This window comes from Actinoplanes sp. M2I2, assembly GCF_023544445.1.
Lineage (GTDB): Bacteria > Actinomycetota > Actinomycetes > Mycobacteriales > Micromonosporaceae > Actinoplanes.
Genome location: NZ_JALPVJ010000005.1, coordinates 648,745 through 675,435 on the forward strand (window position 1 = coordinate 648,745; position 26,691 = coordinate 675,435).

General features: G+C 72.4%; 24 protein-coding genes and 1 riboswitch. Of the genes, 8 read left to right on the top strand and 16 right to left on the bottom strand.

Annotation, left to right across the window (positions count from 1 at the left end):
- The first annotated feature begins 180 nt into the window (after positions 1-180).
- The 3 genes from HJC40_RS14065 to HJC40_RS14075 all read left to right on the top strand — a co-directional run bounded on the left by HJC40_RS14065 (position 181) and on the right by HJC40_RS14075 (position 4,873).
- Positions 181-1,248, top strand: a complete 1,068-nt coding sequence (locus HJC40_RS14065) for a 3-deoxy-7-phosphoheptulonate synthase (RefSeq protein ID WP_250001492.1) — start codon at positions 181-183, stop codon at positions 1,246-1,248.
- 136 nt (positions 1,249-1,384) lie between these two features.
- Positions 1,385-3,514, top strand: a complete 2,130-nt coding sequence (locus HJC40_RS14070; protein ID WP_250001493.1) for a glycosyltransferase family 39 protein — start codon at positions 1,385-1,387, stop codon at positions 3,512-3,514.
- Positions 3,515-3,628: 114 nt separating this feature from the next.
- Positions 3,629-4,873, top strand: coding sequence for a bifunctional glycosyltransferase family 2/GtrA family protein (locus HJC40_RS14075; protein WP_250001494.1), 1,245 nt, complete (start codon positions 3,629-3,631; stop codon positions 4,871-4,873).
- Between the two features lie 377 nt (positions 4,874-5,250).
- On the opposite strand, the gene HJC40_RS14080 is transcribed toward HJC40_RS14075, so the two are convergent.
- From HJC40_RS14080 to HJC40_RS14090, 3 genes are all read right to left on the bottom strand, one after another.
- The gene (locus HJC40_RS14080) at positions 5,251-5,562 is read right to left on the bottom strand and encodes a DUF3040 domain-containing protein (RefSeq protein WP_250001495.1); all 312 of its coding nucleotides are present in this window, start codon (positions 5,560-5,562) and stop codon (positions 5,251-5,253) included.
- Between the two features lie 304 nt (positions 5,563-5,866).
- On the bottom strand, positions 5,867-6,964 hold the full coding sequence (locus HJC40_RS14085) for a DNA glycosylase AlkZ-like family protein (RefSeq protein ID WP_250001496.1): 1,098 nt from the start codon (positions 6,962-6,964) through the stop codon (positions 5,867-5,869).
- A gap of 66 nt (positions 6,965-7,030) precedes the next feature.
- Positions 7,031-7,639, bottom strand: a complete 609-nt coding sequence (locus tag HJC40_RS14090; protein WP_250001497.1) for a GNAT family N-acetyltransferase — start codon at positions 7,637-7,639, stop codon at positions 7,031-7,033.
- Between the two features lie 200 nt (positions 7,640-7,839).
- Between HJC40_RS14090 and HJC40_RS14095 the strand changes: the two genes are divergently transcribed.
- A complete protein-coding gene (locus tag HJC40_RS14095) occupies positions 7,840-8,478 on the top strand; it encodes a TetR/AcrR family transcriptional regulator (RefSeq protein WP_250001498.1) in 639 nt (212 codons plus the stop codon).
- A 6-nt stretch (positions 8,479-8,484) separates the two neighbouring features.
- Here HJC40_RS14095 and HJC40_RS14100 read toward each other — a convergent pair whose 3' ends face one another.
- The gene (locus HJC40_RS14100) at positions 8,485-9,723 is read right to left on the bottom strand and encodes a trans-acting enoyl reductase family protein (protein ID WP_250001499.1); all 1,239 of its coding nucleotides are present in this window, start codon (positions 9,721-9,723) and stop codon (positions 8,485-8,487) included.
- 156 nt (positions 9,724-9,879) lie between these two features.
- Positions 9,880-10,021, top strand: a riboswitch (cyclic di-AMP (ydaO/yuaA leader).
- Position 10,022: 1 nt separating this feature from the next.
- Between HJC40_RS14100 and HJC40_RS45245 the strand changes: the two genes are divergently transcribed.
- Together HJC40_RS45245 and HJC40_RS14115 are read left to right on the top strand one after the other, a co-directional pair.
- Entirely contained in the window at positions 10,023-10,595 is a 573-nt protein-coding gene (locus HJC40_RS45245; RefSeq protein WP_284043055.1) for a transglycosylase family protein, read from the top strand.
- Between the two features lie 59 nt (positions 10,596-10,654).
- Positions 10,655-11,026 (top strand): GatB/YqeY domain-containing protein, encoded by a 372-nt coding sequence (locus HJC40_RS14115; protein ID WP_250001500.1) that lies wholly within the window; start codon positions 10,655-10,657, stop codon positions 11,024-11,026.
- A 9-nt stretch (positions 11,027-11,035) separates the two neighbouring features.
- On the opposite strand, the gene HJC40_RS14120 is transcribed toward HJC40_RS14115, so the two are convergent.
- The gene (locus HJC40_RS14120; protein WP_250001501.1) at positions 11,036-12,040 is read right to left on the bottom strand and encodes a zinc-binding dehydrogenase; all 1,005 of its coding nucleotides are present in this window, start codon (positions 12,038-12,040) and stop codon (positions 11,036-11,038) included.
- A 58-nt stretch (positions 12,041-12,098) separates the two neighbouring features.
- On the bottom strand, positions 12,099-13,280 hold the full coding sequence (locus HJC40_RS14125) for an MFS transporter (RefSeq protein WP_250001502.1): 1,182 nt from the start codon (positions 13,278-13,280) through the stop codon (positions 12,099-12,101).
- 111 nt (positions 13,281-13,391) lie between these two features.
- Between HJC40_RS14125 and HJC40_RS14130 the strand changes: the two genes are divergently transcribed.
- On the top strand, positions 13,392-15,311 hold the full coding sequence (locus HJC40_RS14130) for a hypothetical protein (protein WP_250001503.1): 1,920 nt from the start codon (positions 13,392-13,394) through the stop codon (positions 15,309-15,311).
- A gap of 33 nt (positions 15,312-15,344) precedes the next feature.
- A complete protein-coding gene (locus HJC40_RS14135; protein WP_250001578.1) occupies positions 15,345-15,653 on the top strand; it encodes a SelT/SelW/SelH family protein in 309 nt (102 codons plus the stop codon).
- Positions 15,654-15,668: 15 nt separating this feature from the next.
- Here HJC40_RS14135 and HJC40_RS14140 read toward each other — a convergent pair whose 3' ends face one another.
- The 10 genes from HJC40_RS14140 to HJC40_RS14185 form a co-directional block, all read right to left on the bottom strand.
- Positions 15,669-16,409 (bottom strand): DinB family protein, encoded by a 741-nt coding sequence (locus tag HJC40_RS14140; protein WP_250001504.1) that lies wholly within the window; start codon positions 16,407-16,409, stop codon positions 15,669-15,671.
- Between the two features lie 16 nt (positions 16,410-16,425).
- Positions 16,426-17,244, bottom strand: a complete 819-nt coding sequence (locus HJC40_RS14145; RefSeq protein WP_250001505.1) for an ABC transporter ATP-binding protein — start codon at positions 17,242-17,244, stop codon at positions 16,426-16,428.
- A complete protein-coding gene (locus HJC40_RS14150; protein WP_250001506.1) occupies positions 17,241-18,272 on the bottom strand; it encodes an iron chelate uptake ABC transporter family permease subunit in 1,032 nt (343 codons plus the stop codon). Before HJC40_RS14150 ends, HJC40_RS14145 begins: the two co-directional genes overlap by 4 nt.
- Positions 18,269-19,294 carry an iron ABC transporter permease gene (locus HJC40_RS14155; protein ID WP_250001507.1) on the bottom strand — a complete coding sequence of 342 codons (1,026 nt, stop codon included), beginning with the start codon at positions 19,292-19,294 and terminating at the stop codon, positions 18,269-18,271. Before HJC40_RS14155 ends, HJC40_RS14150 begins: the two co-directional genes overlap by 4 nt.
- A 6-nt stretch (positions 19,295-19,300) precedes the next feature.
- The gene (locus tag HJC40_RS14160) at positions 19,301-20,311 is read right to left on the bottom strand and encodes an iron-siderophore ABC transporter substrate-binding protein (RefSeq protein WP_250001508.1); all 1,011 of its coding nucleotides are present in this window, start codon (positions 20,309-20,311) and stop codon (positions 19,301-19,303) included.
- A gap of 85 nt (positions 20,312-20,396) precedes the next feature.
- Positions 20,397-21,776: a M14 family zinc carboxypeptidase gene (locus HJC40_RS14165; protein WP_250001509.1), complete on the bottom strand. Its 1,380-nt coding sequence runs from the start codon at positions 21,774-21,776 to the stop codon at positions 20,397-20,399.
- A gap of 16 nt (positions 21,777-21,792) precedes the next feature.
- Positions 21,793-23,961: an FtsX-like permease family protein gene (locus tag HJC40_RS14170; protein WP_250001510.1), complete on the bottom strand. Its 2,169-nt coding sequence runs from the start codon at positions 23,959-23,961 to the stop codon at positions 21,793-21,795.
- A gap of 4 nt (positions 23,962-23,965) precedes the next feature.
- Positions 23,966-24,691 carry an ABC transporter ATP-binding protein gene (locus HJC40_RS14175; protein ID WP_250001579.1) on the bottom strand — a complete coding sequence of 242 codons (726 nt, stop codon included), beginning with the start codon at positions 24,689-24,691 and terminating at the stop codon, positions 23,966-23,968.
- 120 nt (positions 24,692-24,811) lie between these two features.
- Positions 24,812-25,456 carry a response regulator transcription factor gene (locus tag HJC40_RS14180; protein ID WP_250001511.1) on the bottom strand — a complete coding sequence of 215 codons (645 nt, stop codon included), beginning with the start codon at positions 25,454-25,456 and terminating at the stop codon, positions 24,812-24,814.
- The gene (locus tag HJC40_RS14185; protein WP_250001512.1) at positions 25,444-26,670 is read right to left on the bottom strand and encodes a sensor histidine kinase; all 1,227 of its coding nucleotides are present in this window, start codon (positions 26,668-26,670) and stop codon (positions 25,444-25,446) included. The genes HJC40_RS14180 and HJC40_RS14185 overlap by 13 nt, the downstream gene beginning before the upstream one ends.
- Between the last annotated feature and the right edge of the window lie 21 nt (positions 26,671-26,691).

Here is a 26,691-nt window from a genome sequence, read left to right on the forward strand (position 1 = left end):
GGCGCTATGCTGGCCGACATGTCTCGTTGGTATTCGTGGTTTACGGAGCCGGCTCCCGCCGGTGCCTCAGCCATGACCTGAGACACTTAGCCAGAGCCGGCCCGGGCAGCGACATGACGTCGCTGCCTTTTTGTTTGCCGGCTCTCACCGTGGGCGCCGGCGGAGGAGTGGAGACCCACCGTGACTGCCCCCGAGGTCCAGCGCGTTCGTGACCAGCGCATCGAGGCCGTCGTCCCGCTGATGAGCCCCGCGCTGCTGCACCACGAGCTGCCCCTGACCAGCGAATCTCATGACACCGTGCTGGCCGGCCGCCGACAGGTCGAGGACGTGCTGAACGGCCGAGATCCGCGGCTGCTGGTCGTCGTCGGCCCGTGCTCGGTGCACGACCCGGCCGCCGCCGGCGAGTACGCCTCCCGGCTGGAGAAGCAGGCCCAGCGGCTCAGCGACGACCTGCTCGTCGTGATGCGTGTCTACTTCGAGAAGCCGCGCTCCACGGTCGGCTGGAAGGGCCTGATCAACGACCCCGCGCTCGACGGCACCGGCGATGTCGGCGCCGGACTGCGGATCGCCCGCCGGCTGCTGCTCGAGATCGTCGGCCGCGGCCTGCCCACCGCCGTCGAGTTCCTCGACCCGATCACGCCGCAGTACATCGCCGACACCGTGGCCTGGGGTGCGATCGGCGCCCGGACGGTGGAGTCGCAGGTCCACCGGCAGCTCGCGTCCGGTCTCTCGATGCCGATCGGCATGAAGAACCGCCCCGACGGCAGCATCGCCACCGCGATCGAGGCCATCCAGGCCGCCGCGGTGCCGCACGTCTTCCCCGGCATCGACTACTCGGGCACCCCGGCGATCCTGCACACCACCGGCAACCCCGACACCCACCTGGTGCTGCGCGGGGGCGGCGGCCAGCCCAACTACAGCGCCGAGGACGTCGCGGGCGCGCTCGCGCTGCTGCGGGCGGCCGGCCTGCCCGAGCGGCTGGTGATCGACTGCTCGCACGGCAACAGCGGCAAGGACCACCTGCGCCAGCCGGTCGTCGCCGAGGACGTCGCCACGCAGATGGAAGCGGGCCAGCGGGGCATCAGCGGGGTCATGCTCGAGAGCTTCCTCGTGCCGGGCCGCCAGAACCTGGGCGGCGAGTTGACGTACGGGCAGTCGGTGACCGACGCGTGCATGGGCTGGGACCCGACCGTGTCGGTGCTGGAGCGGCTCGCCACGGCCTCGGCCAAGCGCCGCGTTCACGGCTGACGAAGCGGCACCGCACTCGCAGCACTCGCAGCACTCGCAGCATTCACAGCGGAAGAACAGGAACGGCATAAGGGCGGGACAGGGGCAGCGCCGAATCTTGTCGAGGTAAAGGTCCGCCTGCCAGTGGAGAGCCTCGATGACCACGACGTTGCCCGTCCCGCCGCCGGTCGCGCCCGACCTGCCCCCGCCGCCGCCGGTTCGGCCCCACTCCCGTGCGGCGCGTTTCTTCCGGGGGCGCGCCGACGACGCGCCCTGGGTGCGCCCGGCGCTGTTCGCGCTGCTGCTGCTCACCGGGCTGCTCTACCTCGGGGGGCTCGGAAGGAACGGCTGGGCGAACGCCTTCTACTCGGCCGCCGTGCAGGCCGGCTCGGAAAGCTGGAAGGCGTTCTTCTTCGGCTCCTCCGACGCGGCCAACTCGATCACGGTCGACAAGACGCCGGCCGCGCTGTGGGTGATGGCGCTCTCGGCCCGGGTCTTCGGGGTCAACTCCTGGAGCATCCTGGTGCCCCAGGCGCTGATGGGCCTGGCCGCGGTCGGGCTGCTCTTCGCGACCGTGCGGCGCTGGTTCGGCCCGGCGGCCGGGCTGATCGCGGGCGCGGTGCTGGCGCTGACCCCGATCGCCGTGCTGATGTTCCGGTTCAACAACCCGGACGCGCTGCTCGTGCTCCTCATGGTGGCCGGCGCCTACGCCACCGTCCGGGCCGTCGAGAACGGCTCGACAAAGTGGATCATGCTGGCCGGCATGTTCGTCGGCTTCGGTTTCCTGGCCAAGATGCTGCAGGCGCTGCTCGTGGTGCCGGCGTTCGCGCTGGCCTACCTGATCGCCGGGCCGCCCAGGCTGGGCAAGCGCATCGGGCAACTGCTGCTCTCGGGTGTCGCCCTGGTCGTCTCGGCCGGTTGGTACATCGCGATCGTCGAACTGGTCCCGGCATCGATGCGGCCCTACATCGGCGGTTCGCAGAACAACAGCATCCTCGAGCTCACCCTCGGCTACAACGGGCTCGGCCGGCTCAACGGCGACGAGACCGGCAGTGTCGGCGGGGGCGGCCGAGGCGGCGGTGGCGGGATGTGGGGTTCGACCGGCCTGCTGCGCATGTTCGACAGCGAGCAGGGCGGGCAGATCTCGTGGCTGCTGCCGGCCGCGCTGATCGTGCTGGTCGCCGGCCTGGCGATCACGGCGCGGCGGGCGCGCACCGACCGGCAACGGGCCGGGCTGATCCTCTGGGGCGGCTGGCTGCTGATCACCGGTCTGGTGTTCAGCTTCATGCAGGGCATCTTCCACGCGTACTACACGGTCGCGCTGGCGCCGGCGGTCGGCGCCGTGGTCGGCATGGGCGCGGCGCTGCTCTGGAGGCACCGGCGCACCGTGCTCGCCGCGGTGACCCTGGCGGCAACCGTGGCCGTCACGGCCTGGTGGTCCTTCCACCTGCTCACGCGGAGCGCCGACTTCCTACCCGGGCTGCGCTGGGTGGTGCTGATCGGCGGCCTGATCGGTGCGGTGACGCTCCTGGGCGCCCTTCGGCTGCCGGCCCGGGTCGCCGCCGCGGCGGCCGGGATCTCGCTGGCCGCGGTGCTCGCCGGGCCGGCCGCGTACGCGGTGCAGACCGCGTCCGAGGCGCACACCGGCTCGATCCCGTCGGCCGGGCCGGCCACGGCGGGCGGTCTCGGCGGCGGGCCGGGGCGGGGTCGCTTCGGCGGGAACCGCGGGGGCTTCCCCGGCGGTGCGGGCCTTCCCGGCGGCGCGAATCAGGGCATCCCGGGCGGCGCCCAGGGCGGTTTCCCGGGTGGATTGCCGGGCGGCGGCTTCGGCGGCAACAACGGTGGCACCGGCAACGGCAGCACCGGCCAGACGCCGGGTGGCGGCTTCGGCGGGCGCGGCGGCGGCCTGCTCGACGCGGCGACGGTCAGCGCCGAGATGAAGGCTCTGCTGGAGGCCGACGCCGACCGGTACACGTGGGTGGCGGCGGCGGTCGGATCGCAGAGCGCGTCGGGATACCAGTTGGCGACCGGTGAACCGGTGATGCCGGTGGGCGGCTTCAACGGCAGCGACCCGTCGCCGACCCTGGCCCAGTTCCAGCAGTACGTGGCCGAGGGCAAGATCCACTACTTCATCGGCGGAGGTGGCTTCGGCGGCGGGCGCAGCATGGGCGGCAGCAGCGCGAGCTCGGAGATCGCGTCCTGGGTCACGGAGAACTTCACGGCCCGGACCGTCGGCACCACCACGGTGTACGACCTGACGCAGCCGACCGGCACCACGACGGCCTGATCCCCGACCCTCGAGTGCGGGCGGTTCCTCGTACGGGAACCGCCCGCACTTTTTCACAGGACCGGCACAGGGAGGTCATAAATGCTGCTCAGCCCGCTGGATCACCGTTGTGCCATGAGCCCTTCGACCCAGCCGGCACAGGCGGTCCCTCCGACCCGGCGCGACTCCCCGGTGCTCGACGTGGTCGTTCCGGTCTACAACGAGGAGATCGACCTCGAGCCCTGCGTGCGGCGCCTGCACGCGTACCTGAGTGACTCGTTCCCCTACCGTTTCCGGATCACCATCGCCGACAACGCGAGCACCGACTCGACACCCGACGTGGCCGGCCGGCTCGCCTCCGACCTGCCCGGGGTGACGTCGGTGCGGCTGACCGGGAAGGGCCGGGGGCGGGCGCTGAAATACGCCTGGACGCAGTCGGACGCGGCGGTGCTGGCCTATCTGGACGTCGACCTCTCGACCGATCTCGGTGCGCTGCTCCCGCTGGTCGCACCGCTGATCAGCGGGCATTCCGACCTGGCCATCGGTACGCGGCTGGCCCGCGGCTCGCGGGTGGTGCGGGGCGCCAAGCGGGAGTTCATCTCGCGCAGCTACAACCTCATCCTGCGAGGCACGCTGGCCGCGCGATTCTCCGACGCGCAGTGCGGCTTCAAGGCGATCAGGTCGGACGTGGCGGCGCGCCTGCTGCCGATCGTGGAGGACACCGGATGGTTCTTCGACACCGAGATGCTGGTGCTGGCCGAGCGGGCCGGCCTGCGCATCCACGAGGTGCCGGTCGACTGGGTGGACGACCCCGACAGCCGGGTCGACATCGTGCCGACGGCCGTGGCCGATCTCCGGGGCATCGTGCGCCTGCTGCGCGCCCTCGGCTCGGGCCGGTTACCGCTGGCCGCGCTGCGCGACCAGCTGGGCCGTGACCCGCTTCCGGTGGCCGGCGTGCCCGCCGGTCTGACCGCCCAGCTGATCCGCTTCGCCGCCGTGGGCGTGGCCAGCACGCTCGCCTACCTGGCCCTGTACGCCACGTTCCGGCTCGGCCTCGGTCCACAAGGGGCGAACTTCGCAGCCCTGCTCCTCACGGCGATCGGCAACACCGCGGCCAACCGCCGGCTGACCTTCGGCGTCCGGGGCACCGACGGCGCCTGGCGCCACCAGGCCCAGGGCCTGATCGTGTTCGGCGTGGGGTTGGGGCTCACCAGCGGCGCTCTGGCCTTGCTCGGCGCTCTGCACTCCGCACCGGCCAAGCCGATCGAACTGACCGTCCTGGTCATCGCCAACCTGCTGGCCACCGCCGTCCGCTTTCTGCTGCTGCGCATCTGGGTCTTCCGCTCCCGCCCCGCCCACCCAGCCGAAACGACAGCCTGATCCCCGACGACAGCGGCGCCTCAGCCCACGAAACGACAGTCTGACCCCCGGACGACAGCGACGCCTGGTCCGTTGGAGAGCCAAGAGCCTGATCCTCCACCCACAGCGACCCCCGACCCACCGAGACGTGGACGAACCGCGACACCTCAGCCCGATCGACGGGGTAACGCCGGGCGGACAAGGTGCCCCGACCCACGGGAACGCCAGCCAGGTCTCCGACAAACCGCGACACCCCGACCCGATCCACGAGCGACAGCGTGATCTCCCACCACAGTGACGCCCGACCCGCAGTGACGACGCCCAGCCCTCCGACGAACCGCGACACCTCGGCCCGATCGACGGAGTATTGCCGGGCCGACGAGACGCCAGGACTGGCGTCAGTAATCCGGCGGTAGCTGGTCGGGCGTGATGCGGCGGGGACGGCCGGACGGGCGGCGGAGCACCGCGGCCGCGACGACCACGGTGGCGAAGAAGGCGGCCGCGGCCGCGGCGACCCACCAGCCGAGGACGCCGAGGATCAGGGCGGCGACCCAGATGACGACGGCGGTGAGGATCAGGGACAGGGACGGCCGTCTGGCCGGGGGCGACTCAAGCCGGCCGCTGGTCATCCGGGCGCAGAATTCGGGATCGTCACGGCGAAGCTGACGCTCGAGCTGCGCCAGGCGTCGGCTGTCTTCCCTGCTCAACACGTCGCCACCTCCGGTCGGGCCGCGGCCACACCCGATCGGACGGCACGCCCTCCGATCCCTGCCATTGTTACTCACGCGTTGCGTTCCGGATACCACCAGAATTCCGCGCCGCTTACAGACCGGGACAAATCCCTCCCGACGACCCCGCACGCGCGCCCTCCATCCCACTTCATGGACGAGCAATCTCGCGAAGAGAGAGCCTCCCGGAGCCACGCCGGGGTGCCGCCCGCACTCCCCCGGGCCCACTGACTCACCGAGCGCTGACCTCAACGATGGCCTCATTCATCAGGCACCGACCAGCACCTCACTCGAACGCGACCGTGGCCTCGGCGACCTCTCGCGCCCGGGCCACCTCGCCCGCCTCCCCCTCGATCTGGTCACGACGCCGGGCCGAAAGCGAATCGAACGCCGTGACAGTGAGGTCGACCCGCTTGCGGCCGGACGTCTTGGCCCGCCACACGCCGGCGATCTCGCCGTCGACCAGGAGGGCCCCGGGGTTGCCGAGCGTGCGCCACACCTCTTTCTGCCGGCTCCGGTCGGGCACGAGGAGGTCGCGATCGCGGGCCTGCAGCAACGGATCCATCGGCGGAACAAAACGGACGCCGGCGGTGGGGGACGCGGACGTCAGCTCGTCGACCGCGCTCGTGGGCAGCCAGGCCTTGCGACCGTCCACCGCGACCTCGGTCAGCCGGTCGGCGGGCCAGACGGATTTCATCTCGGCGGTCGAGCTGCCGAAGTATTTCCCGACCTCGAGCGGACCAGCCGGGCCGAGGAAGCGCAGATAGGTCAGGATCAGCTGGTCGATGCCCTCGTTGACGTCCGGCCGGGGCGGCGCGCCGGGAATCGGGGCCAGCGTCGCGTCGCGGCCGCGGGACTGCACCTCGACGCCGCCGGCCAGGCCGGAGTGCTGCCAGACGTTGCCGGCGATGTGCCGGGCCCCGCAGCTGCGGCAGTCGTAGGTCAGCGAGCGCGGCACCCGCTTGCTCACCTCGGTGCTCACCTGACCGCGCGGCATCGGCTCGTGCACGACCTCGCGGAACGCCTCGGCGGTGACCCGGAAGGCCTCGAGCCCGAGTTTCATGCCGTCGGCGATCTGGCCGCTCTTGATGCGGGCCGAGGCGTCGGCGTCGCTGACCGGCCACAGCTGCCGGACCAGGGCGGGCAGGTCGGCCCGGCGATGCTGGTGGGGCGCCCCGCGAGCCGCCCACACGGTGATCAGCCGGTCGTCGGCCGCGTCGGCGCTGGTGCGCGCGGCCAGCGCGACCTGGGCCGAACCGGGTGTGTACTCCTGCACGCCGAGATCGAGGACCGGGAGGTCGGCGGGGCGATCGGAGCTGCGCTCGGCCAGACCCAGCGCAGCCACCCGATAGGCCATTGCCCGGGCACGGTCGACGGTGACCACGGCACCCTCCTCAAGGACGTCAGCACCTGCCCCGGAGGGGCACCTGACCACGGCCGGGGCGAAGCATCAAGTGCGACGACCGTACCGCCGGGCTGCGACATTTTTCAGCCGGTCATGACGGCTGCCGGACCGGTTTCCGACCAGCTCCCAGGTGTCCAGCCGGCTCGAGCCGTGCGGTCCTTCCTGCAGGATCGGCGGTTCGCCGGTGAGCTGATAGCCGCAGCGCCGGGCGACGGCGGTGCTGCCCACGTTGCGCGGGTCGATACGCAGCAGCAGCCGACTCAATTGCAGACTGCTCTGGGCGTACGCCGAAAGCAGTGACAACGCGCCCGACGCGAGCCCGCGCCGACGCTCCCGGGCGTCCACCAGATAACCCAGCTCGGCCTCCTTGAGGCCGAGGTCGACGCCGTAGAGCAGCACCTCACCGAGGGGCCGGCCGCCGTCGGAGGTGATGGCGAGCTGGATCCGCTGCCCGGTGACGCGATTTTGATAGCACCGCTTCAGATAGGCGATGCCGGCCTCGACGTCGAAGGGCGACGGCATCGGCGTCCACCGGGCGATCTCCGGCTCGTCCAGCATGCGGACCAGGTCGTCCAGGTCGTCGGAGCGCCATTCGCGCAGCACGAGACCGTCGCCCGTCAGGGTGAGCGGAAAAGGCAGACGGCTGGCGGCCATGATGGGATCCTGCCCGGAAGGACCGGTTCCGGCCAGTAGCGCAGCATATGAAACGCGTGAGTGATTGGTCATGCCCGAAACGTCGGATAGCCGCTACCGTCGGCGACGGATTCGCGAGATGATGCCCGGATCCGCGCCATGTGTGGCCAATGTGGAGGGTTGGTGCGTGCTCCGATCCCGCTGGTCGTACCGTAGTGGCCGTGGAGGGACGAACCGCAGCGACGACCCGGCGAGGGGAGACCTACGCCGGGCTGTCCCGTGCGCAGCGGGCCGGCGAGAGGCGGGCCCGGATCGTCGCCTCGGCGGTGCAGCTCTTCGGCACCCGCGACTACGAGGACGTCACCGTCGCCGACGTCTGCACCACCGCCCGGGTGTCCAAAAGGTACTTCTACGAGCATTTCGACGACCGGGCCGACCTGTTGCTCAAGGTGAACCGCGAGCAGAACGAGTGGTTGCTCCGCGGTGTCGCGGCCGCCGTGCCGGCCGAGCCGGCGAGCCTGGCCGAGGTGTTCCGGCCGGCGCTGCACATCCTGGTCGGCATGCTGAAGAGCAACCCGGAAAGCGCCCGGGTGATCTATGTGAACGCGCCCCGCATGGAGAGCCGCCGCCGTGGGGTGCTGCGCGAGGACGCCCAGTTCGTCGCGGCCGTGCTGCGGCGGGCCGGGGGCACCCCGCGGGACCAGGTCGGGTACGACCGGACGCTGCTCGCCCTGGTGGCCGGGCTCAGCGAGGTGATCATCGACTGGATCGCCCAGGACATGACCGGCGACCAGGACGACCTGGCCGAGCACCTGACCGGCATAGCGCTCGCCCTCGCCGCCACCGCCGTCTCCCTCTGACCCACGTCAGAGCCGGCGGGCGGTGATCTCCACTCCGGCGGCTCGCAGACGGGTGACCAGCGCGTCGCCGAGGGCCGTGGCCGGGGTCAGCACGCCGCCGTCGGAGGGCGGCAGGGCGTCGCGGTCGTGGACCAGCGTGAGGGCCGACTCGCCGAGCATGATCGCGGTGGCCGCATAACCGGGATCGCCCTGCGCGCGGAAGCGGGCCGTGTAGCGCGCACCGGTCGTCGTGGTCGTGAAGAAGTCGACGGTGAAGTGGCCGTCGCGCTGCACCTTCTCGCTGGGCCCGCCGCCCGGCTTGGGCAGCACCCGGTCGAGCACGAACCTGGTCGGCGGTAGCATCAGCCCCGCGACCAGGGCGCCGAAGCCGAGCTTGACGCCGTTGGCGATCAGCGGCGAGAGCGGCGAGGCGCCGACGCTCAGCAGCTCCCGGTAGCGGAACCGGCGACCGTACCGATGGTCACGCAAGGCGTTGCTGCGCCGCACGACCCGGGTGTTGTACGAGGACATGAAGAACGGCGCGAGCGTGCCTCGCAGCCGGGGGTCGACCTCGGCGGCCTTGACGGTGGCCACGTCGCTCTGCCGGCCGAGGTCGGGCTCACCGGCCCGGTCGGGGCTCAGCGAGTACGGGCTGGCGGCGGTGCGGCGCAGGCTGCGATCCTTCTTCATCACGTCGAGCTGGTGCCGCAGCGTGTCGAAGGTGCCGCCGCTGACGCCCCCGCTCATGCTGGTCACGACCATGGTGGTGTCGGTGAGCTCCCCCGCGCCGTCGGCCGCGACCTGCCCGGCCAGGACGTGCACGCCGATGTCGGAGGGAATCGAGTCGAAGCCGCACGAGTGCACGATCCGCGCGCCGGTCCGGCGAGCCCGCTCGTGGTTGGCGTCGATGCTGCGACGGGCGAACAGGACCTCGCCGGTCAGATCCACGTAGTCGGTGCCGGCATCGGCGCAGGCCGTGGCCAGCGCGGCGCCGTATTTCAGGTACGGCCCGACGGTGCTGATCACGACGCGGGTCGAAGCCGCCATCCGGGCCAGCGCGTCGGCGTCGTCCGCGTCGGCCACCAGGATCGGCCAGTCGACGCCCAGCTTGTCGCGGACGGCGGCCACCCGGGACTCGGAACGGCCGGCCAGGGCGACCCGGGTGCCGGGCTCCGCGTGCCCGGCCAGATACCGCGCGGTCAGGACGCCGACGAAACCGGAGGCGCCGTAGACGACGATGTCATGATCCCGGACCTGATCGCTCATGGTTGTGGATTCTCCATCAGTGCCCCCGGAGCCGCTCGACGGGTTTAGTCTCGATCCGATTGTTACCCTTCCGATCCGGCCGGTGACCTGCGTGTACCGGCCCGGTCCGCGCGTCGCGGACCCCGCGGGCGGAACGCCGAGTCCTGCCGCCGCCCGACGGAACGACCACCCACGGCATGGAGCGGGGGACCCACGTTCCCCGGCGCGTCCGCGCGCCTCGGGGTGAAGCCGCCACGCGCGGCCGGGCACCTCAGCCCGAACCCGACAGCTGACCTCGCAGGCGTGGAGGACCCTCTGTCATGGCACACACCTGTCACCGTGCCCGCGCCACGCGGCACTTCCGCCTCGCGCTCGTGCTGGCCACGGTCGGCTTCGTCCTGGCCGTGCCGGCCATCCAGGATCCGGCGGCGGCCGCGCCGTCCGGGGGCGCCGGCGTCAACTGGGACGCCATCGCCCACTGCGAGTCCCGCGGCAACTGGAGCATCAACACGGGCAACGGCTACTACGGCGGTCTGCAGTTCAGCCGCCGGACCTGGCGCGCCTACGGCGGCGCGCGCTTCGCCGGCACCGCCGACCAGGCGACCCGCGCCGAGCAGATCCAGATCGCCGAGCGGGTCCTGGACGGCCAGGGCATCGGCGCCTGGCCGACCTGCGGCCGCCGGGCCGGTTCGACCGAGCGGTACCAGGCTTCGGGCACCCTCAGGACGGCCCGGCCGACCGGGCTCTCCTACGTCGTCCAGCTAGGCGACACGCTCGCCCTGATCGCCGGGAAGACCGACATCGCGGGCGGGTGGCGCGCCCTCTACCGCCTCAACCGCGGCACGCTGTCCAGCCCCGACCGGATCTATCCCGGCCAGCGGCTCAACCTCTGAGCCACCGGCGGACGGAAAATCGGCGGCGAGCGGCCGGAGCCGTGGATAGCTTCTTGGCCATGACAGACACCTCGCTGCGCGACAGGCTGCGCCAGGCGCTGCCGACGGCCATGAAAGCCCGCGACCGGCCGGCGGTCTCGGCCCTGCGAGCGACCCTCGCGGCCCTCGACAACGCCGAGGCGGTCGTGCCGGCCGAGGGGTCGAGCCGCGGCCAGGCGATCGAGGAAGCGCCGGTCGGCGTGGGGGCGACCGAGGTGGCGCGGCGGCTTCTCGGCGAGGACGACGTGCTCCGGATCGTCCGCGCCGAGGCCGAGGAACGCGAGCGGGCCGCGGCCGAGTATCAGGCGCTCGGCCGCGAGGACCGGGCCGGGCAGCTGATCGCCGAGGCCACCGTGCTGCGAAGTCATCTGGGCGGCGACGGGTCGGCCTGATTGCCGGCGTCAGGCGCGCGGGTCGATGTGCACCTTCGGCGCCGACCCGCGGCGTCGCCCGGCGAGCACCTCGGCCGCGTCGTCCAGCCCGACCGTCTCGGCGACCAGCGGCCTCGGGTCGACCGTCCCCGACGCGTACGCCTCGATGGTCTCGGCCAGGCCACCGGAGGCGCTCAGGACGCCGGCCACGGTCACGTCCTTGAGAACGGCCCGGCGGGTGTCCACGAAGGACGCTTCGGCCGCGATGCCGATGCAGACGACCCGCCCGCCGGGTTCGACGCGGTCGAGCGCGAAGGCCGGCAACGAGGGCGCGTTGGTGGCGTCGATGATCGCGTCGTACGGCACGGACGGCAGCTCGTCGCGCGTCCACGCGTCGGTGAAGCCGAGCGACCGGGCGAAGGCCAGCGACTCGCCGGTCGCGCCCAGCAGGTGGACGTCGGCGCCGCCCGCCCGGGCGAACATGGCGACCAGCAGGCCGATCGTGCCGGGCCCCATGACCAGCACCGACCGGCCGGCCACGGGTCCGGCCGCCCGGACGGCGCGCAGCGCGTTGCCACCGGGCTCGACCAGCGCCCCGAGCGTGGCGTCGACCTCGTCGGGCAGCGGGTACAGCGCCTTCGCGGGCACCGGCAGGCGCTCGGCCAGCGCGCCCGGCCAGCCGTGGCGGATGCCGATCTCGTAGCGGTCGGCGCACAGGTGCTGCCGGCCGCCGGTGCAGCGCGCGCACTTCCCGCAGCCGAGCATGGTGTCGCCGGTGACCCGCCGGCCCAGCCACGACCGATCGACCCCCGGCCCGACGGCCGACACGACGCCGCTCCATTCGTGGCCGATCCGCACCGGGTACGTGGCGTCGCCGCTGGCCAGGTAGGCCATGTCGCCGCTGAGGAACTCCATGTCGGTGCCGCACACCCCGGCCCGCTCGACGTCGACGACCACTTCGCCGTCACCGGCCACGGGCGGCTCGACGTCGACGACCTCGGCCTGCCCCGGCCCGTTGATCACGAATGCGCGCATGCGACCAGTCTGCCGCGCGTCGCCGGCCGGCGACCGTGAGGCCGCCGACAAGGCGCGCTCAGTGGGCCGGCTCCAGGTCGGCCCGGCGGGAGCGGGCCGAGGAAAAGCGCGGCTCGGCCAGGACGGCCAGCACGGCGACGGCGGAGAGGACCGCGCCGGCCAGCGCCGGGGTGCGAGGACCGCTGGTGGTGAGCAGGGCGCTGCCCAGCAACGCCCCGCCGGTGATGCCCACGTTGAAGGCCGTGGAGGTGCCGGCGGCGGCCATGTCGGTGGTGTTCGGGGCGACCTCCAGGACCCGCGCGCCGACGATCGAGGCGGCGCCGGACAGGGCGAAACCGGCGAACGCGGTGGCGGCCACGGCCGTGATCTGGTGGGTGCCGAAGGTGAACTGGACGGCCAGGGCGACCGCCTGGACCGTCGTGATCACCAACCAGCTCCGCCAGCCCCAGCGGCCGACGACCAGGCCGGCCACCAGCACGCCGAGCAGGCCGGCGATGCCGCGGAGCAGTAGGACGGGGCCCAGGGCCGACGGGTCGAGGCCGCTCACCCGGGTCAGGAACGGGTCGATGTAGGTGAAGGCGACGAAGGCCCCGGCGACCGTGATCGCGCTGGCCACGACGAGCATGCGGTAGCGACCGGCGTCGGGGGCCGTGCCCCGGTCGGCGTCGCTCGCGGCCCGCGGGCTCGGAGGCAACAGGGCCAGCACGACGACCAGGACGACGACGGCCAGAACACCGAGCGCCAGGAACGGCGGGCGCCAGCCGGCCCGCTGGCCCAGCCAGGTGCCCAGCGGGACGCCGACCAGCGGGGCGGTCGAACTGCCGGCGAACACCAGCGACACGGCCCGGCCGCGCAGGCGCTGCGGGAACAGTCCGGCCGCGGCCGGCGTGACGACCGCCCAGAACACGGACTGGCTCAGGGCGATCGCGACCCGCGCGCCCAGCAGCGACGCGTAGTTGACGGCCGCTGCGGAAAGCCCGGTCGCGACGGCGAACACGGCCAGGAGCACGACCAGCAGGCGGCGTCGCGGCCAGGCCGCGGTGAGCCGGGTGAGCGGGACCGTGGCGACCACGACGACGAACCCGTACGCGGTCACGAGCAGGCCGATCGACGACTCGCTGACGCCCAGGTCACCGGCCATCGCGGCGAGCAGGCCGATCGGCAGGGTCTCGACCGTGACGTAGATGAAGGCCCCGAGCGCCAGTGCCGCCAGCACCACCCAGGCACGCGTACGACTCATGAGGCCGACGCTATCCGGGACGTACGACAAGATCCCGCCGATCCACCAGTGGCGGGCGTTGATCCGTTCGGGGGATCAGCGCTCCTCACCCGCTCCCTTACGATGCCCGTCGTGCCTCATCGGATCACGCGAGCGACGCTGTCGGCCGCCCTCGTCGCCGGCTCGACCGCGCTCGCGCTGAGTGCCCCGGCCCCGGCCTCCGCCATCGACCTGGCGGTTCCGCTCGACATCGCCTCGTTCGGCGACATCGTCGTCAGCGGCGACACCGGGCGGATCTTCATCACCGATCCGGCGGGCGGCAAGCTGATCACCACCGACTTCGCCGGCGTGGTCAAGAGCACGGCCGCGAACCTGCCCGGGATCAGCAGCCTGCTGCTCGCGGGGAACGGCGACGTCTACGCCGCATCCCCCGCCGAGAATTCGATCTACGCCTTCAACCGGAGCGGCACGCGGATCGCCACCTATCGGGCTCCCGGCGACATCCGGCCGGCCACCCTGGCCGAGACCGGGGGCACGTTGTGGTTCGGCGAGGCGGACGGCGGTCTGGGCCGGCTCGACCGCGACGGCGAAGTGGACGAATGGACGCCCGACGTCACCAGCACGCCGTTCGACGAGGCCCCGATTCTGGCCTCCCGGGGCAAACTGATCGCCGCGGTCGATCCGTCGGCCACCACCGGCACTGTCACCGTCGTGGACGCCTCGACGGCCACCCCGGCCCCGGTGGCCGCCGCGAGCATCGGCCAGACCCGTGACCTGACCTTCAACGCCGACGGCAGCCGTCTCGTCGTCGCCGGCCCGCAGGGCCTGGCCCGCGCGGTGAAGCCCGCCGACCTCAGCACGATCCAGAATTACACCGCCGGCACCGACGGCGCCGCCGTCGCCGTGAAGCCGGACGGCACCGTCGCGGTCGGCCTCGGCGGGACGACGAGCAAGGCCGTCTCGGTCTTCGCGCCCGGCTCAGCCACGCCGACCCGGCAGTTCACTCTGCGGGGCACCGGCCCGCTGCAGCGCGGCGGGCTGGCCTGGGAGCCGGACGGCCCGCGGCTGTTCGGCGTCTCGGGCGGTGGCGGCAGCTACTCGCTGCAGATCCTGGACGACCCGGCCAAGCTGGCCACGTCGCTCCGGCTGACCGTGCCGGCCAAGGTGGTGCTGGGCCAGACCGCCACGATCACGGGGGTCTTCGCGCCGGTCCCGGCCGGCCTGCCCGTGGTGATCACCCGCAAGGACTCCGCCGGCAGCCGCCGCGTCGGCCCGTCGACCGTACCGGCCACCGGCACGTTCCGGATCAGCGACAAGCCCACCCGGCCCGGCTCGGTCACCTACACCGCCGCGTTCGCCGGCGACGACGACTACTCACCGGTCACCGTCGTCAGATCCTTCCCGGTCGGCACTGTCCGGGCGACGACGCTCACGCTCGACCGCAACGGCAGCACCTACGCCGCCGGGTCGACGGTGACGTTCACCGCCAAGCTGGGCGCCACCCAGACCAACCGTACGGTGGAGATCTGGGCCGACCCCTACGGCGGCGACCTGCCCAACCGGCTGGTCCGCAAGGCGACGGCGAACAGCCGGGGCCTCGTGACGGCTTCGTTCAAGCTGACCCGCACCACCACCATGTCGGCGATCTTCCGCGGCGACGCCTTCACCTCCGCCCGCACCGCCACCTCGAAGGTCGCCACCCGGGTCAGCGTGTCGGTCGCGCTCGACCGGCACTTCGGAACGGGAAAGATCGGCTCGGTGTCGTACCACTTCCTGCGTTCGAAAGTGAACCCGCGTTTCATCACCAGCATGTCGCCCTATCCGGGCCGGTCGGCCTACCTCGAGATCGGCTATCACGACGGCAAGCAGTGGCGGACGTGGAAGTCGGCCTACTCGAAGCTGTACGACGGCAAGGCCTACAACGAGCTCACCGGCACGCACACCGTCGGCCTGAAATACCGGGTACGCGCCTCCTACCTCAACGGCAAGTCCGGCGACACGGTGAACACCACCACCTACGGCGCCTACAAGTACTTCACCTTCACCAAGTAGCCGGCCCGGCCCTCCCTAGACTCGACAACCGTGATGAGACAACCGCGCCTCGAAATCGAGTACTGCACGCAGTGCCGCTGGCTGCTTCGAGCCGCGTGGACGGCTCAGGAGCTGCTCACCACGTTCCAGAAGGAACTGGGCGAGGTGGCGCTCGTGCCCGGAACGGGTGGGGTGTTCGAGATCCGGCTCGACGACGAGCTGCTCTGGTCACGCAAGGAGAGCGGCTTCCCGGAGTTGCCCGAGCTGAAGCGGCTGGTCCGCGATCGCGTCGCGCCCGGCCGGTCCCTCGGCCACACCGACCGGGCGAGCGACCGCGACGGGGCAGCGGCAGCGCCGGAGTAGCACCGGCCGGGTGACCTACCGGGTGAAGAGGACGTCGAGGTCGCGCTCGGCGAACAAGCGGTGATGCCACTCCTCGTTCAGGACGGTCAGGAGACATTTGCGGACGGGATAGGCCCGCGGCTCGGGCCAGCCGGGGCCCTCGACCGGGACCGTGTCGGCGGCCAGCGACTCGTCGGTGAGCCCGTCGACGACCCGGCGGACCGTGGCCATCCGGTCGAGCCGCAGCGCGAGCGCCTCGTCGAGGCCGGGGCGCGCCGTCCGGTCGCGCGGCACCCCGGGGGTGTCGGGCATGCCGTCCCAGGGCAGGTCGAGCGCGTGCCAGGGCGACGGGTCGCCCAGGACGGCCCGCCCCACCCACGCGTCGGTCGCGAAGGCCAGGTGCCGCAGGGTCTCGATGAACGACCACTCGTCGTCCACCGACTCGTGCAACAGGTCCGGCGGCAGCTTGCGGGCCCGTTCGACCGTGCCCGCCCAGCGGCGCTCGACGATGTCCCACGCCTCGCGGAAGCCGGCCGGGTCGGCCGGCCGCATCTTGACCCGTTCCGGGTCGCGCCGGTCGAGCTCGGCCTCGACCAGCGGCGCCACGTCGACACCGTTGATCACCAGGTGGGAGATCTCGCCGTCGATGGAGACGTTGCCCAGGTAGACGCCGCGCATCACCGAGTCGAAGAAGTCGGTGTCGCGGAAGACGGAGCGACGCAGATCAACGTCGGTGAACCGGGAACCGCTCAGGTCCTCGTGCTGGAAGTCGGCCATGTCAGCAGGCTAGAGCCTATTCAGGACGGTCGGCTTCCGTTATCCGGTGCCGCCCGATCGGAACGATCATCGGCGTGTGCGAGACCGGGTCGTCGACGAGCCGGCAGCGCATGCCGAAGACGTCCGCGATGACGTCCTCGGTCAGCACCTCCCGCGGCGCGCCGGCGGTGACGATCGCGCCGTCCTTCATCACCACGAGGTGGTCCGCGTAACGGAAGGCCAGATTGAGCTCGTGCAGCACGATCACGACGGTCGTGCCCTCGGCCTCGTTCAGATCGGTCAGCAGGTCGAGCACCTCGACCTGGTGGCTGATGTCGAGATAGGTGGTCGGCTCGTCGAGCAGCAGGATCCCGGTGCGCTGGGCCAGCGCCATCGCGATCCACACCCGCTGCCGCTGACCGCCCGAGAGCTCGTCGACCGGCCGGGCGGCCAGGTCGAGCGTGCCGGTCGCGGTGAGCGCCGCGGTGACCGCCTCGTCGTCGTCGCCGCTCCACCGCCGGAACCAGCCCTGATGCACGTGCCGGCCCCGGCTGACCAGGTCGGTCACCGTGATGCCGTCGGGCGCGATCGGGCCCTGCGGCAGGATGCCGAGCCGGGTCGCGACCTCGCGGCTGGGCGTCGAGTGGATCGACTTGCCGTCGAGCAGCACGTCTCCCGACGAGGCCGGCAGCAGGCGGGCCAGCCCGCGCAGGAAGGTCGACTTCCCGCACGCGTTGGGTCCCACGACGATGGTGACCTGGCCGGTCGGCACCGGCATGGTGAGGTCGCGGACCACGGCCCGTTCGCCGTATCCCAGCGACAGCCGATCGGCCTTCAGATCCACGGGCACGGTCATCCTCCTCGGCCGGAGCGGTTGGCCGTGGCGAGCAGCCACAGCAGGTAGGGGGCGCCGATGACACCGGTGACCACCCCGACGGGGAACTGCCGGGAGCCCAGCAGGTGCGACCCGATGAAGTCGGAGACGAGCACCAGCAGGGCGCCGACCAGGGCGGCCTGGATCAGCACGGGCCGGCCGCCGCCGACCAGGCGCGCGGCGATCGGGCCGGACATGAAGGCGACGAAGGCGATCGGCCCGGCCGCCGAGGTGGCCATGCCGGTCAGGCCGACAGCGGTGATCAGCAGGGCGAACCGGCCGGCCTGGACCCGGACGCCGAACGCCGTGGCCAGGTCGTCGCCGAGCTGCATGCCGGTGAGCATCCGGCCGAGGACCAGGGCGAGCGGCATCAGGATCAGCACGGCGACGGCGAGCGGCCCGATCTGGTCCCACGAGCGGCCGTTGACGCTGCCGGTCAGCCAGATCATCGCCTCGGCCGCGACCTTGACGTCCGAGCGGGTCAGAATGTACGAGGTGATGCTGGTCAGCACCGTGCCGATGCCGATGCCGACCAGGATGAAGCGGTAGCCGCCCACTCCCTTGCGCCACGAGAGCGCATAGATGAGCAGCGCGGTGAGCACGGCCCCGGCCAGCCCGGCGGCCGAGACGAGGCCCCCGTCGACGTGCAGCACCAGCACGGTCACCACCGCGGCGGTGGTCGCGCCCTGGCTCACCCCGACCACGTCGGGGCTGGCCAGCGGGTTGCGCAGCAACTGCTGAAAGATCGCGCCGGCCAGCCCGAAGGCCAGCCCGGCGAGCGCCGAGACGGAGGCCCGGGGCAGACGCAGGTCGTGCATGATGTAGTCGACGCCGGCCGGGGTGGGCAGCCCCAGCAGCGAACGCACCACGTCGGGCAGCGAGATCTGGAAGTCGCCGTAGGACAGCGTCAGCGCGATCATCGCGATCACCGCGGCGGTCAGCCCGACCGCGACCCCTCGGGCCCGTGCCGCCTCCCGGCGCCGGGTCGCCGCGACCACCCCGGCGCTCACAGCTCGGCCAGCTTCTCGCGACGGGCCATGGCCACGAAGATGGGCGCGCCGATGATCGCGGTGACGATGCCGACCTGCACCTCGCCGGGACGGGCGACGACGCGGCCGAGGACGTCGGCCAGGAGCAGCAGCAACGGCGCCAGCGCCATCGAGTAGGGCAGCAGCCACCGGTGGTCGGGCCCGGTGATCGACCGGGCGATGTGGGGAATGACCAGGCCGATGAAGACCAGCGGCCCGGCCATCGACGTGGCCGTGCCACAGAGCAGCACCACCGCGCCGGCCGCGACGAGTCGCGCGACGATCACGTTCTGGCCGAAGGAGGTGGCCACGTCGTCGCCCAGGGCCAGCGCGTTGAGCGCCCGGGCCGACCAGAGTGCGAGCAACGCCCCGGCGATCAGGAACGGCAGGCTCTGGACGGCGATGTCGGTGCCCCGGCCGGCCAGCGAGCCGACCTGCCAGAACCGGAACTGGTCGTAGGCGTCCACGTCGGTGATGAGCACGGCGGTGGTGAACGAGGTGAGCGCCGCCGTGACCGCCGCGCCGGCCAGGGCCAGCTTGACCGGGGTGGCGCCGCCGCGGCCGATGGACCCGACGGTATAGACCAGCACCGAGGTCACCGCGGCGCCGAGGAAGCCGAACCAGACGTACCCGGTCAGGTTGGTGATGCCCAGGAAGCTGATCGCGACGACGATGAACAACCCGGCGCCGGCGTTGACGCCGAGGATGCCCGGGTCGGCCAGCGGGTTGCGGGTGACGCCCTGGATGACCGCGCCGGCCAGCCCGAACGCGGCCCCGGCGAGCAGGCCGACGATCGTCCGGGGAAGGCGGGACTGGGTGACGATCAGGTCTTCGGTGGAGTTCGGGTCCGGGTTGACGAGGGCGTGCAGCACCGTGCCGAAGGGCACGTCACGGGCGCCGACGGCAAGGCTCAGCAGCGCGGCACCCGCGAGGGCCGCCGCGATCACCACCAAGCCGGTGGTGAGCACGACGGCCCGGCGGTGCCGGATGGTCGTCTCCGGCACCGGTGGTCAGCCGAGAGCGCCGGCCAGCAGCGGCGTGACCTGGTCGACGGCGTAGGACAGGCCGCCGACCGACGCGCTGGAGAACGCGTTGGAGATGTCCTTGTTGTCCATGTAGGCCACGTGCCCGGCCTTCACCGAGGGCACCGCCTGGAACAGCTTGTCGCCCTTGACCTGGTCCAGCGTCGACTGGATCAGGAACACGACGGTCAGGTCGGCGTTCGCCAGGTCGAGCTGCTCGTTGGAGAGCGGGATGTAGAAGGAGTCCTTCTTCAGGGCCTCGACCGCCGGGGCGTTCTTGAAGCCGAGCTTGGTCAGGAAGTCGACCCGGCCGTCACCGGTGACGTAGGCGCCCCAGCCCTCGCCGGTGCGGGCCACCGCGGCGACGGTCGCGTCCTTGAACTTGGGGTTGGCGGCCGCGGCGGCGGTGAACTTGGCGTCCAGGTCGGTCTTGAGCTTGGCCGCCTCGGTCTGCTTGCCCAGCGCCTTACCGACCATGTCGAGCTGCTGCTCCCAGGTCGTCAGGTACATCTCGCCGCCCTTGGGGACGTCGACCACCGGGACGCCGAGCTTGGCCAGCTGGTCGTGGCGGGCCTTGTCGCCGCTGGAGCGGGTGTCGAGGATCAGGTCGGGCTTGAGGGCCGCCACCTTCTCCATGTCGACCTCGAGGGTGCCCAGGGTCTCCGGCTTGGTCGTGTACTTGCCGGCGTTCCAGGGGCCCTGGCCCTCGCCGCCGAACGCCAGCCAGTCGGCCGCACCCACCGGCTGCACGCCGAGCGAGAGCGCGACGTCGGCGTCGCTCCAGCCCAGAGCGACCACGCGCTCGGGCTGCTGGCTGACCGTCACGTCGCCGAAGGCGGTGGTGATGGTGACGGGGAACTGCGAGGCCGCCGAGGAGGCCGTGGCGGGGGGCGCGTCGTTGTCTTCCGTGCCGCTCGTCGAGCAACCGGAGAGGGCCACGACGGCACCGAGGACGGCCACCGGCAGCAGCCGGCGCGCGCGGGAGAACGGTAGACGCATGAAGGCTCCATCGAGATTAAAGCAAGATCAAAGGTGAGCCTAACCTAACGACCACCACCATATCCGCAAGCCAGAGCCGTCCAGGTCACATTTCCGTACGTCCCGCGAGATGGGCGGCGGCGGCGATCGTGGCCGCGTACTGGACGCCGACCAGCCGGCGGATCTCGATCGGCTCGAGCTCGGCCACCCGCGCGTCCTCGGCCAGCCACTCCGCGTACCGCTGCTCCACCTCGGTCAGAGCGGCGCGGAGCTTTCCGCGGACATTGCCCACGGCGGCCTCGCCCCGCAGCGCGCGCCGCAGGATGCCGCCGTAGCGCAACCGCCACTCGTGGACGTTGAGGGCCAGCGAGTTGGCCTCGGCCACCGTGGCCGGACGGTCGGAGGCGGCCTCCTTGCTGCGGGCCAGCCGGGCCGGGCCGGTGCGCTCGAGCATCGCGGCGTAGAAGCGCGCGGCCCGCCAGAACGGCGAGGCCGGGGCCAGCAGGTGGCCTTCGACCGAGGCCAGCGTACGGGTCAGGAGCTCGGCCAGGTCGGTGATCCCGACCGCGTTGGCGGCCAGCGCCTCGGCATAGCCGACCCCCGCGCCGGAGGTGTCCCCGGAGCGCGTGTCCAACCAGTAGGGCAGCTCACTGACCAGCATGAACGAGCCCCACTGGCCCGAATACCAGGTGGTGCTGCCGCCCTCGAAGACCCACGGCTCGTTGCGGGCCATCGTGCGCTCGTAGACGGTGGCCAGCGGCGTGGCCTCGTAGATCGCGTCGTCGAGCAGCACCAGGTCGGGCGCCTCGGGCTCGCCGCGGTCGAGCGGGATGCCGAGGTGCTCGGGAATCCGCTGCAGGATCGGGTGCAGCTCCGGCTCGGCCCGGCTGAGCCAGTAGTACGCGCCCCCGAGCTCACTGTTGTGCAGCGAGGCGATGAGCGCCGGCCGGTGCGCGTCGATCAGCCGCATGAGCGCCTGCGTCTCGGGGATCGGCTCGTCGAAGTACGCGTCGCCGTGGTTGACCGGGAACGTCCACTCGACCTGGTCGCGCCCGGCCGGGCGGTAGAAGTGCTCGGCGTAGTGGGCCCGGGTGAACGGGCCACCCAGCCACCCCTCGTTGAGCCGCAGCCCGTCCGGGTCGGCGCAGTCCACGATCCGCCACCGATGGCCGAGCCGCGCGCGCAGCCCGGGATCGGCGCAGAGCCGTTCAGCCAGGTGCAGCGCCGTCAGGCCGCCGATCGGCTCGTTGGGATGCGGCAGGCCGAACGCCAGGGCCTCGGGGGCCCCGGCGTCGTCGTGCTCGATCGTCAGGCACCACAGCGGGTTGCCCTGCTGGGAGCTGCCGCACCGCCGCAACGAGGCAATGCCGGGGTGACGATCCGCGATCCGCCGGAGCCCGGCGTGCAGGTCGTCGACCCCGGCGAACGCCGGATAGGCCGGCACGGTCTCGATCTCGGCGAGCAGCCAGGCGGGAAGGTTGTCCACCCGGCCATCTTCCTCGCTATTCCTTGGTGCCCGCTGCGCGTACCGGGGGGACCCGGAGCAGGCGGCTCACCGGCAGGATCGTGGTCGCCAGGGCCAGCGCGGCCGTCCCGCCCAGCACGATCACCCAGCCCAGCGGCGGGATGTAGGGCAGGAACGTCCCGGTCAGCGCGTGCACCACCGCGATCAGCGTCGCCCCGGCGATCAGGGCGCCGACCGTCAGCGACGTCCCCAGCAGACCGACCTGCTCGGCGTTCACCATCCGCCGCACCTGCCGCCGGGTGACCCCGGCCAGCCGCAGCAGGGCCAGCTCGCGGCCCCGGGCCAGCGCGGCCATGACCATGGTGTTGCCGGCCGCCAGCGCGGCGTAGCCGACCATCACGGCGATCAGCAGCTTGTTGAGCCAGGCGGTGACGGCCAGGTCCCGGCTGAGCCGGCCGGTGAGCTCGTCGGTCGTGGTGACCGTGCCGAACGCGGCGAGTTGCTGGTCGGCGCCGCCCTGGGTGCGGACGAGCACCTCGTCGTACGTGCCGCCGGTCTGCGGCAGCAGGACGTCGCCGAAGCCGAGCCCCCGGTCGTAGATCGCCACCACCCGGGGCTTGACCGGGGTGCCGTCGGCCAGCCAGAGGTCCGCCGTGTCGCCCACCTTCCAGCTGGACGTGGACGCCTGCAGCGCCGAGACGGCGATCGTGCCGTCGGTCAGGCCGGCCAGACTGCCCTCCCGCACCTTGACGTCCATCGTGGACCGCAGCTGGGCCGGATCGGCCGCGCGGGCCACGGCCGGCTCGGCCCCGCCGAAGACGCGGACCACCACCGACGTGTTCCGGATGCCGGTCGCCGCCTCGACGCCGGGGATCTGCCGCACCTTGGCGACGGTCGCCGCCGGCAAACCTCCGGGCGCGGTCACCACCCGGTCGGCCAGCATGCCTTCGCGGCTCTGGGCGACGGTCTGCCGCTGCAGGTTGTCCTGGAGGAACCACACCGAGCCGCCGAACCCGACCGACAGAACGAGAGCGCTCAGCACCGCGGACATGCCGCGCGCGTTGACCCGCAGGTTGGCCGAGGCCAGGTCCCCCGAGACACCCCACACCGTACGCAGGACCGGCGCGAGCAGCCGTGCGGCGAACCCGTTGATCCAGGGCGCCAGGAGCGCGACCGCCAGCACGAAGAGGTAGAGCATGCCGACCGCCGCGGCCAGCGCGGCCGTGCCGCCCAGCGCGGCCGCGAAGAACAGCGACACCACGGCGCCGGCCAGCATGATCAGACCGGAGGCGAGCCGGACGCGACCGCCCTTGGCCGGTTCGACCGCGATCTCGCCCAGCGCCTCGGCCGGGCGGATCCGGGCGACGCGGCGGGCCGCGATCCGGGCCGCCAGCACCGCGACCAGCGTGGTCAGCGCGACCGCGACCAGGGCGGCGAGCCCGGGGTTGACGATCGGGAAGCCGTCCGGCAGGAAGCCGCGCGAGACGAGCTGGTCGTGCACCCAGCGGGTGGCCCACAGGCCGGCCGGCACGCCGATCACAGCCGAGGCCAGGCTCACCACCGCGGCCTCGGCGACGACCAGGCGGCGCACCTGGGCCGGGGTCGCGGCGATGGCGCGCAGGAGGGCCAGGTCACGACGGCGGTGCCGGACGGAGAGGCCGACCGTGCCGGCCACCACGAAGACGATCAGCATCACGACGTAACCGCCGAACGCCGAGCCGGCCGTGATCAGCAGCGATCGGGCCTCGATCGAGGAGGACGCCTCGGCCCAGCCGCGCTCGTCCCCGGCGTACGACTCGACGCCGGCGTCGCGGGCGAGCTTGTCGATCGCCGCGTACGCGCTGCCGGGCGCCTTGATCGTGATGGCGCCGGCCCGGCCGTCCTGGACGTTCACCGCCTGCACGTCCGTGACGCCGGGGACCGTACGGATCTGGTCGGCCAGACCGGCCGGGACGGTGCCCTCGGGCAGCGGCACCTCGGAGGTGGTGACCTCGCCGTCGAACTCCTTCGTGGACACGGTGATCTGCCGGTGGGCGACCACGACGTCGGCCGCGGCGAACTGCTGCGGTTCGGGCTTGTACTGGAGGCCGGACTGCACGAAGACGGCCAGGCTCATCAGGATCATCACGCCGCCGGCCAGGGCGACCAGGGTGGCGACCGAGGCGCCGGGACGCTGGCGCAGCAGGCGCATCGCGAGCTTGAGCATGGTGTCAGCCCTTCCGCCGGGTCGCCAGGACCTCGGCAATCTTCTCGGCGCCCAGCTGGGGCAGGTCGCGGACGATCCGCCCGTCGGCCAGCACCAGGACGCGGTCGGCGTAGGAGGCGGCGACCGGGTCGTGGGTCACCATCACCACGGTCTGACCGAACTCGTCGACCATCGAGCGCAACAACCCGAGCACCTCGGCGGCCGTCTCGGTGTCGAGCGCCCCGGTCGGCTCGTCGGCGAAGACGACATCGGGCCGCACGGCCAGGGCCCGGGCGATGGCGACGCGCTGCTGCTGGCCGCCGGAGAGCTGGGCCGGGCGCCGGGTCAGGCTGTTGGTCAGGCCGACCCGCTCGATCACGCTGCCCAGCCAGTGCCAGTCGGGCTTCTCTCCGGCCAGCCGGGCCGGCAGCAGGATGTTCTCCTCGACGGTGAGCGCGCCGATCAGGTTGAAGGACTGGAAGACGAACCCGATGCGGTCGCGCCGCAGCTCGGTCAGCTTCGTCTCGGAGAGCTGGGAGAGTTCGGTGTCGCCCACCCAGACCTGGCCCGAGGAGGGCCGGTCGAGGCCGGCGGCGGTCTGCAGCAGGGTGCTCTTGCCGGAGCCGGACGGGCCCATCACCGCGGTGAACGTGCCGCGGGCGAAGGCCGCGTCCACCCCGGCGAGGGCCGTCACCGGCTGCCCGTCCGTGGGGTACGTCCGGGTGAGGCCCTCCACCCGGACCGCGAGCATGTCGTTCATCTTCAGGCGCCTCTCGGTGTGTTTCGCTGACACCGGAAACGCTATTTCGCACAACGGTCCATATCGATGAAGCCAGCAGGCCTCTTTGCGGTACAGCCTGCTGTACCCGGCCTATTGGCGCAGGTAGCGCAGCACCGCGGTGACCCGGCGGTCGGCCCGGTCGTCGGGAGCCAGGTCGAGCTTGGCGAAGATGCTGCGGATGTGTTTGTGCACCGCGCCCTCGGTGACGACCAGCCGCTCGGCGATCGCGGTGTTGCCCAGCCCCTCGGCCATCAGCGCGAGCACGTCCCGCTCACGAGGGCTCAGCCGGGCCAGCGCGTCGTCCGGCCGGTTGCGGGCCAGCAGCAGCCCGACCACCTCGGGGTCGACCGCCGTGCCGCCGTCGGCCACCCGGTGCAGCGCCTCGAGGAACTGCTCGACCCGGCCCACCCGCTCCTTGAGCAGGTAACCCAGGCCGGCCGCGCCACCGGCCAGCAGGTCGGTGGCGAAGGCCTGCTCCACGTACGCCGAGAGCACAAGCACGGCCAGGCCGGGCAGCCGCCGGCGGGCCTCGACGGCGGCGACGATGCCCTCGTCGGTGTGCGTGGGCGGCATCCGCACGTCGACGATCGCCACGTCCGGTTTGTGCTCGTCGACGGCGGCCAGGAACGTGTCCGGGCCGTCGGTGGTCGCGACCACGTCCAGCGACTCGGCCCGCAGCAGCAGCGCGAGGCCCTCGCGCAGCAACGCGTCGTCCTCGGCGATCACAATCCGCACGGCAGCTCCACTCGCATCGTCGTCGGCCCCCCGGCCGGACTGGTCAGGGTCAGGGTGCCGTCGTACGCCTCGACGCGCCGCCGGATGCCGGTGATGCCGGATCCGCCGCTTTCGTCGGCGCCGCCCCGGCCGTTGTCCTCGATGGTCAGCTTCAGCGTCTGATCCTCCATGCGGGCGGTGACCTGAACCGCGGTCGCACCGCTGTGCTTGGTGACGTTGGTGAGCGACTCGGCGACCACGAAGTAGGCCGTGGCCTCGACCGACACGGCGCAGCGACGGGGCAGATCGACGTCCAGGCGACAGGGCACGACGCAGTCGGCGGCCAGACCGGCCAGCGCGCCGTCGAGGCCACGCCCGTCCAGCACCGGCGGGAGGATGCCGCGCACGACCGTCCGCAACTCGGCCAGGGCCTGCTCGGCGGCCTCCTGTGCCCGGTCGAGCAGCTCGCCGGCGTCGGCCGGGTCGCGGGCCACCGCCCGCCGGGCCGCGCCGAGCAGCACGCTGACCGCGACCAGGCGGTTCTGCGCGCCGTCGTGCAGCGATCGTTCGATCCGGCGCAGTTCGGCGGCGTGCGCGTCGAGCGCGGCGGCCCGGGTGGCGGTGAGCTCGACGATGCGCAGCGAGAGGTCGGTGCCCGGCGGCGGCGCGAGCAGACGGCGGCCCGCCCAGGCCTGCGTCCGGACCAGCAGCGGGCCCACGAAGATGCCGACCACCAACCAGGCCAGGCCGTAGAGCGCCACCCCCAGCGCGTCGAGCTGGCTGTGCACCGACCAGAACACCAGCCCCGGCGCCGAGTTGGGCGACACCGTCCACCACCACAGCGGATAGGTCACGTCCTGCACCGCCGCCAGCGGGATGGTCAGACCGAAGATGCTGATCGCGAACCCGAGCGTCGCGTGCTCGGCGACCCAGGCCAGCTCGCGCCAGACCACCGGGTCCCGCCAGGCCCGCAGTCCCGGGCGCAAGGGCTCGGGGCCGATGATCTCGGGCCCCCACCGGGAGAGGCGGGCGCGCTCCCGGTCGGCGACCGCGCGCACCCCCCGCGCGGCCGACGGCGCCAGCACCAGGCCGACGCCGGCCAGGGAGGTCACCGCGACCACGCCCACCCAGACCATCAGGGCCAGGGCGAGGACCGCCGTGCCGAGCCCGCCGACGAGCCGTTCCAGGGTGTCGACCGCGGCGTACACGCGGCGCCGCAGAGCATCGACGATCATGTCACGTGACCTTAGCGCCTG

Bases quoted from the DNA above. Each gene is read 5' to 3' on its own strand.
- HJC40_RS14070 (WP_250001493.1), top strand. From the start codon at position 1,385: ATGACCACGACGTTGCCCGTCCCGCCGCCGGTCGCGCCCGACCTGCCC.
- HJC40_RS14075 (WP_250001494.1), top strand. From the start codon at position 3,629: ATGAGCCCTTCGACCCAGCCGGCACAGGCGGTCCCTCCGACCCGGCGC.
- HJC40_RS14090 (WP_250001497.1), bottom strand. From the start codon at position 7,639: ATGGCCGCCAGCCGTCTGCCTTTTCCGCTCACCCTGACGGGCGACGGT.
- HJC40_RS14100 (WP_250001499.1), bottom strand. From the start codon at position 9,723: ATGAGCGATCAGGTCCGGGATCATGACATCGTCGTCTACGGCGCCTCC.
- HJC40_RS45245 (WP_284043055.1), top strand. From the start codon at position 10,023: ATGGCACACACCTGTCACCGTGCCCGCGCCACGCGGCACTTCCGCCTC.
- HJC40_RS14115 (WP_250001500.1), top strand. From the start codon at position 10,655: ATGACAGACACCTCGCTGCGCGACAGGCTGCGCCAGGCGCTGCCGACG.
- HJC40_RS14120 (WP_250001501.1), bottom strand. From the start codon at position 12,040: ATGCGCGCATTCGTGATCAACGGGCCGGGGCAGGCCGAGGTCGTCGAC.
- HJC40_RS14125 (WP_250001502.1), bottom strand. From the start codon at position 13,280: ATGAGTCGTACGCGTGCCTGGGTGGTGCTGGCGGCACTGGCGCTCGGG.
- HJC40_RS14135 (WP_250001578.1), top strand. From the start codon at position 15,345: ATGAGACAACCGCGCCTCGAAATCGAGTACTGCACGCAGTGCCGCTGG.
- HJC40_RS14140 (WP_250001504.1), bottom strand. From the start codon at position 16,409: ATGGCCGACTTCCAGCACGAGGACCTGAGCGGTTCCCGGTTCACCGAC.
- HJC40_RS14145 (WP_250001505.1), bottom strand. From the start codon at position 17,244: ATGACCGTGCCCGTGGATCTGAAGGCCGATCGGCTGTCGCTGGGATAC.
- HJC40_RS14160 (WP_250001508.1), bottom strand. From the start codon at position 20,311: ATGCGTCTACCGTTCTCCCGCGCGCGCCGGCTGCTGCCGGTGGCCGTC.
- HJC40_RS14170 (WP_250001510.1), bottom strand. From the start codon at position 23,961: ATGCTCAAGCTCGCGATGCGCCTGCTGCGCCAGCGTCCCGGCGCCTCG.
- HJC40_RS14175 (WP_250001579.1), bottom strand. From the start codon at position 24,691: ATGCTCGCGGTCCGGGTGGAGGGCCTCACCCGGACGTACCCCACGGAC.
- HJC40_RS14185 (WP_250001512.1), bottom strand. From the start codon at position 26,670: ATGATCGTCGATGCTCTGCGGCGCCGCGTGTACGCCGCGGTCGACACC.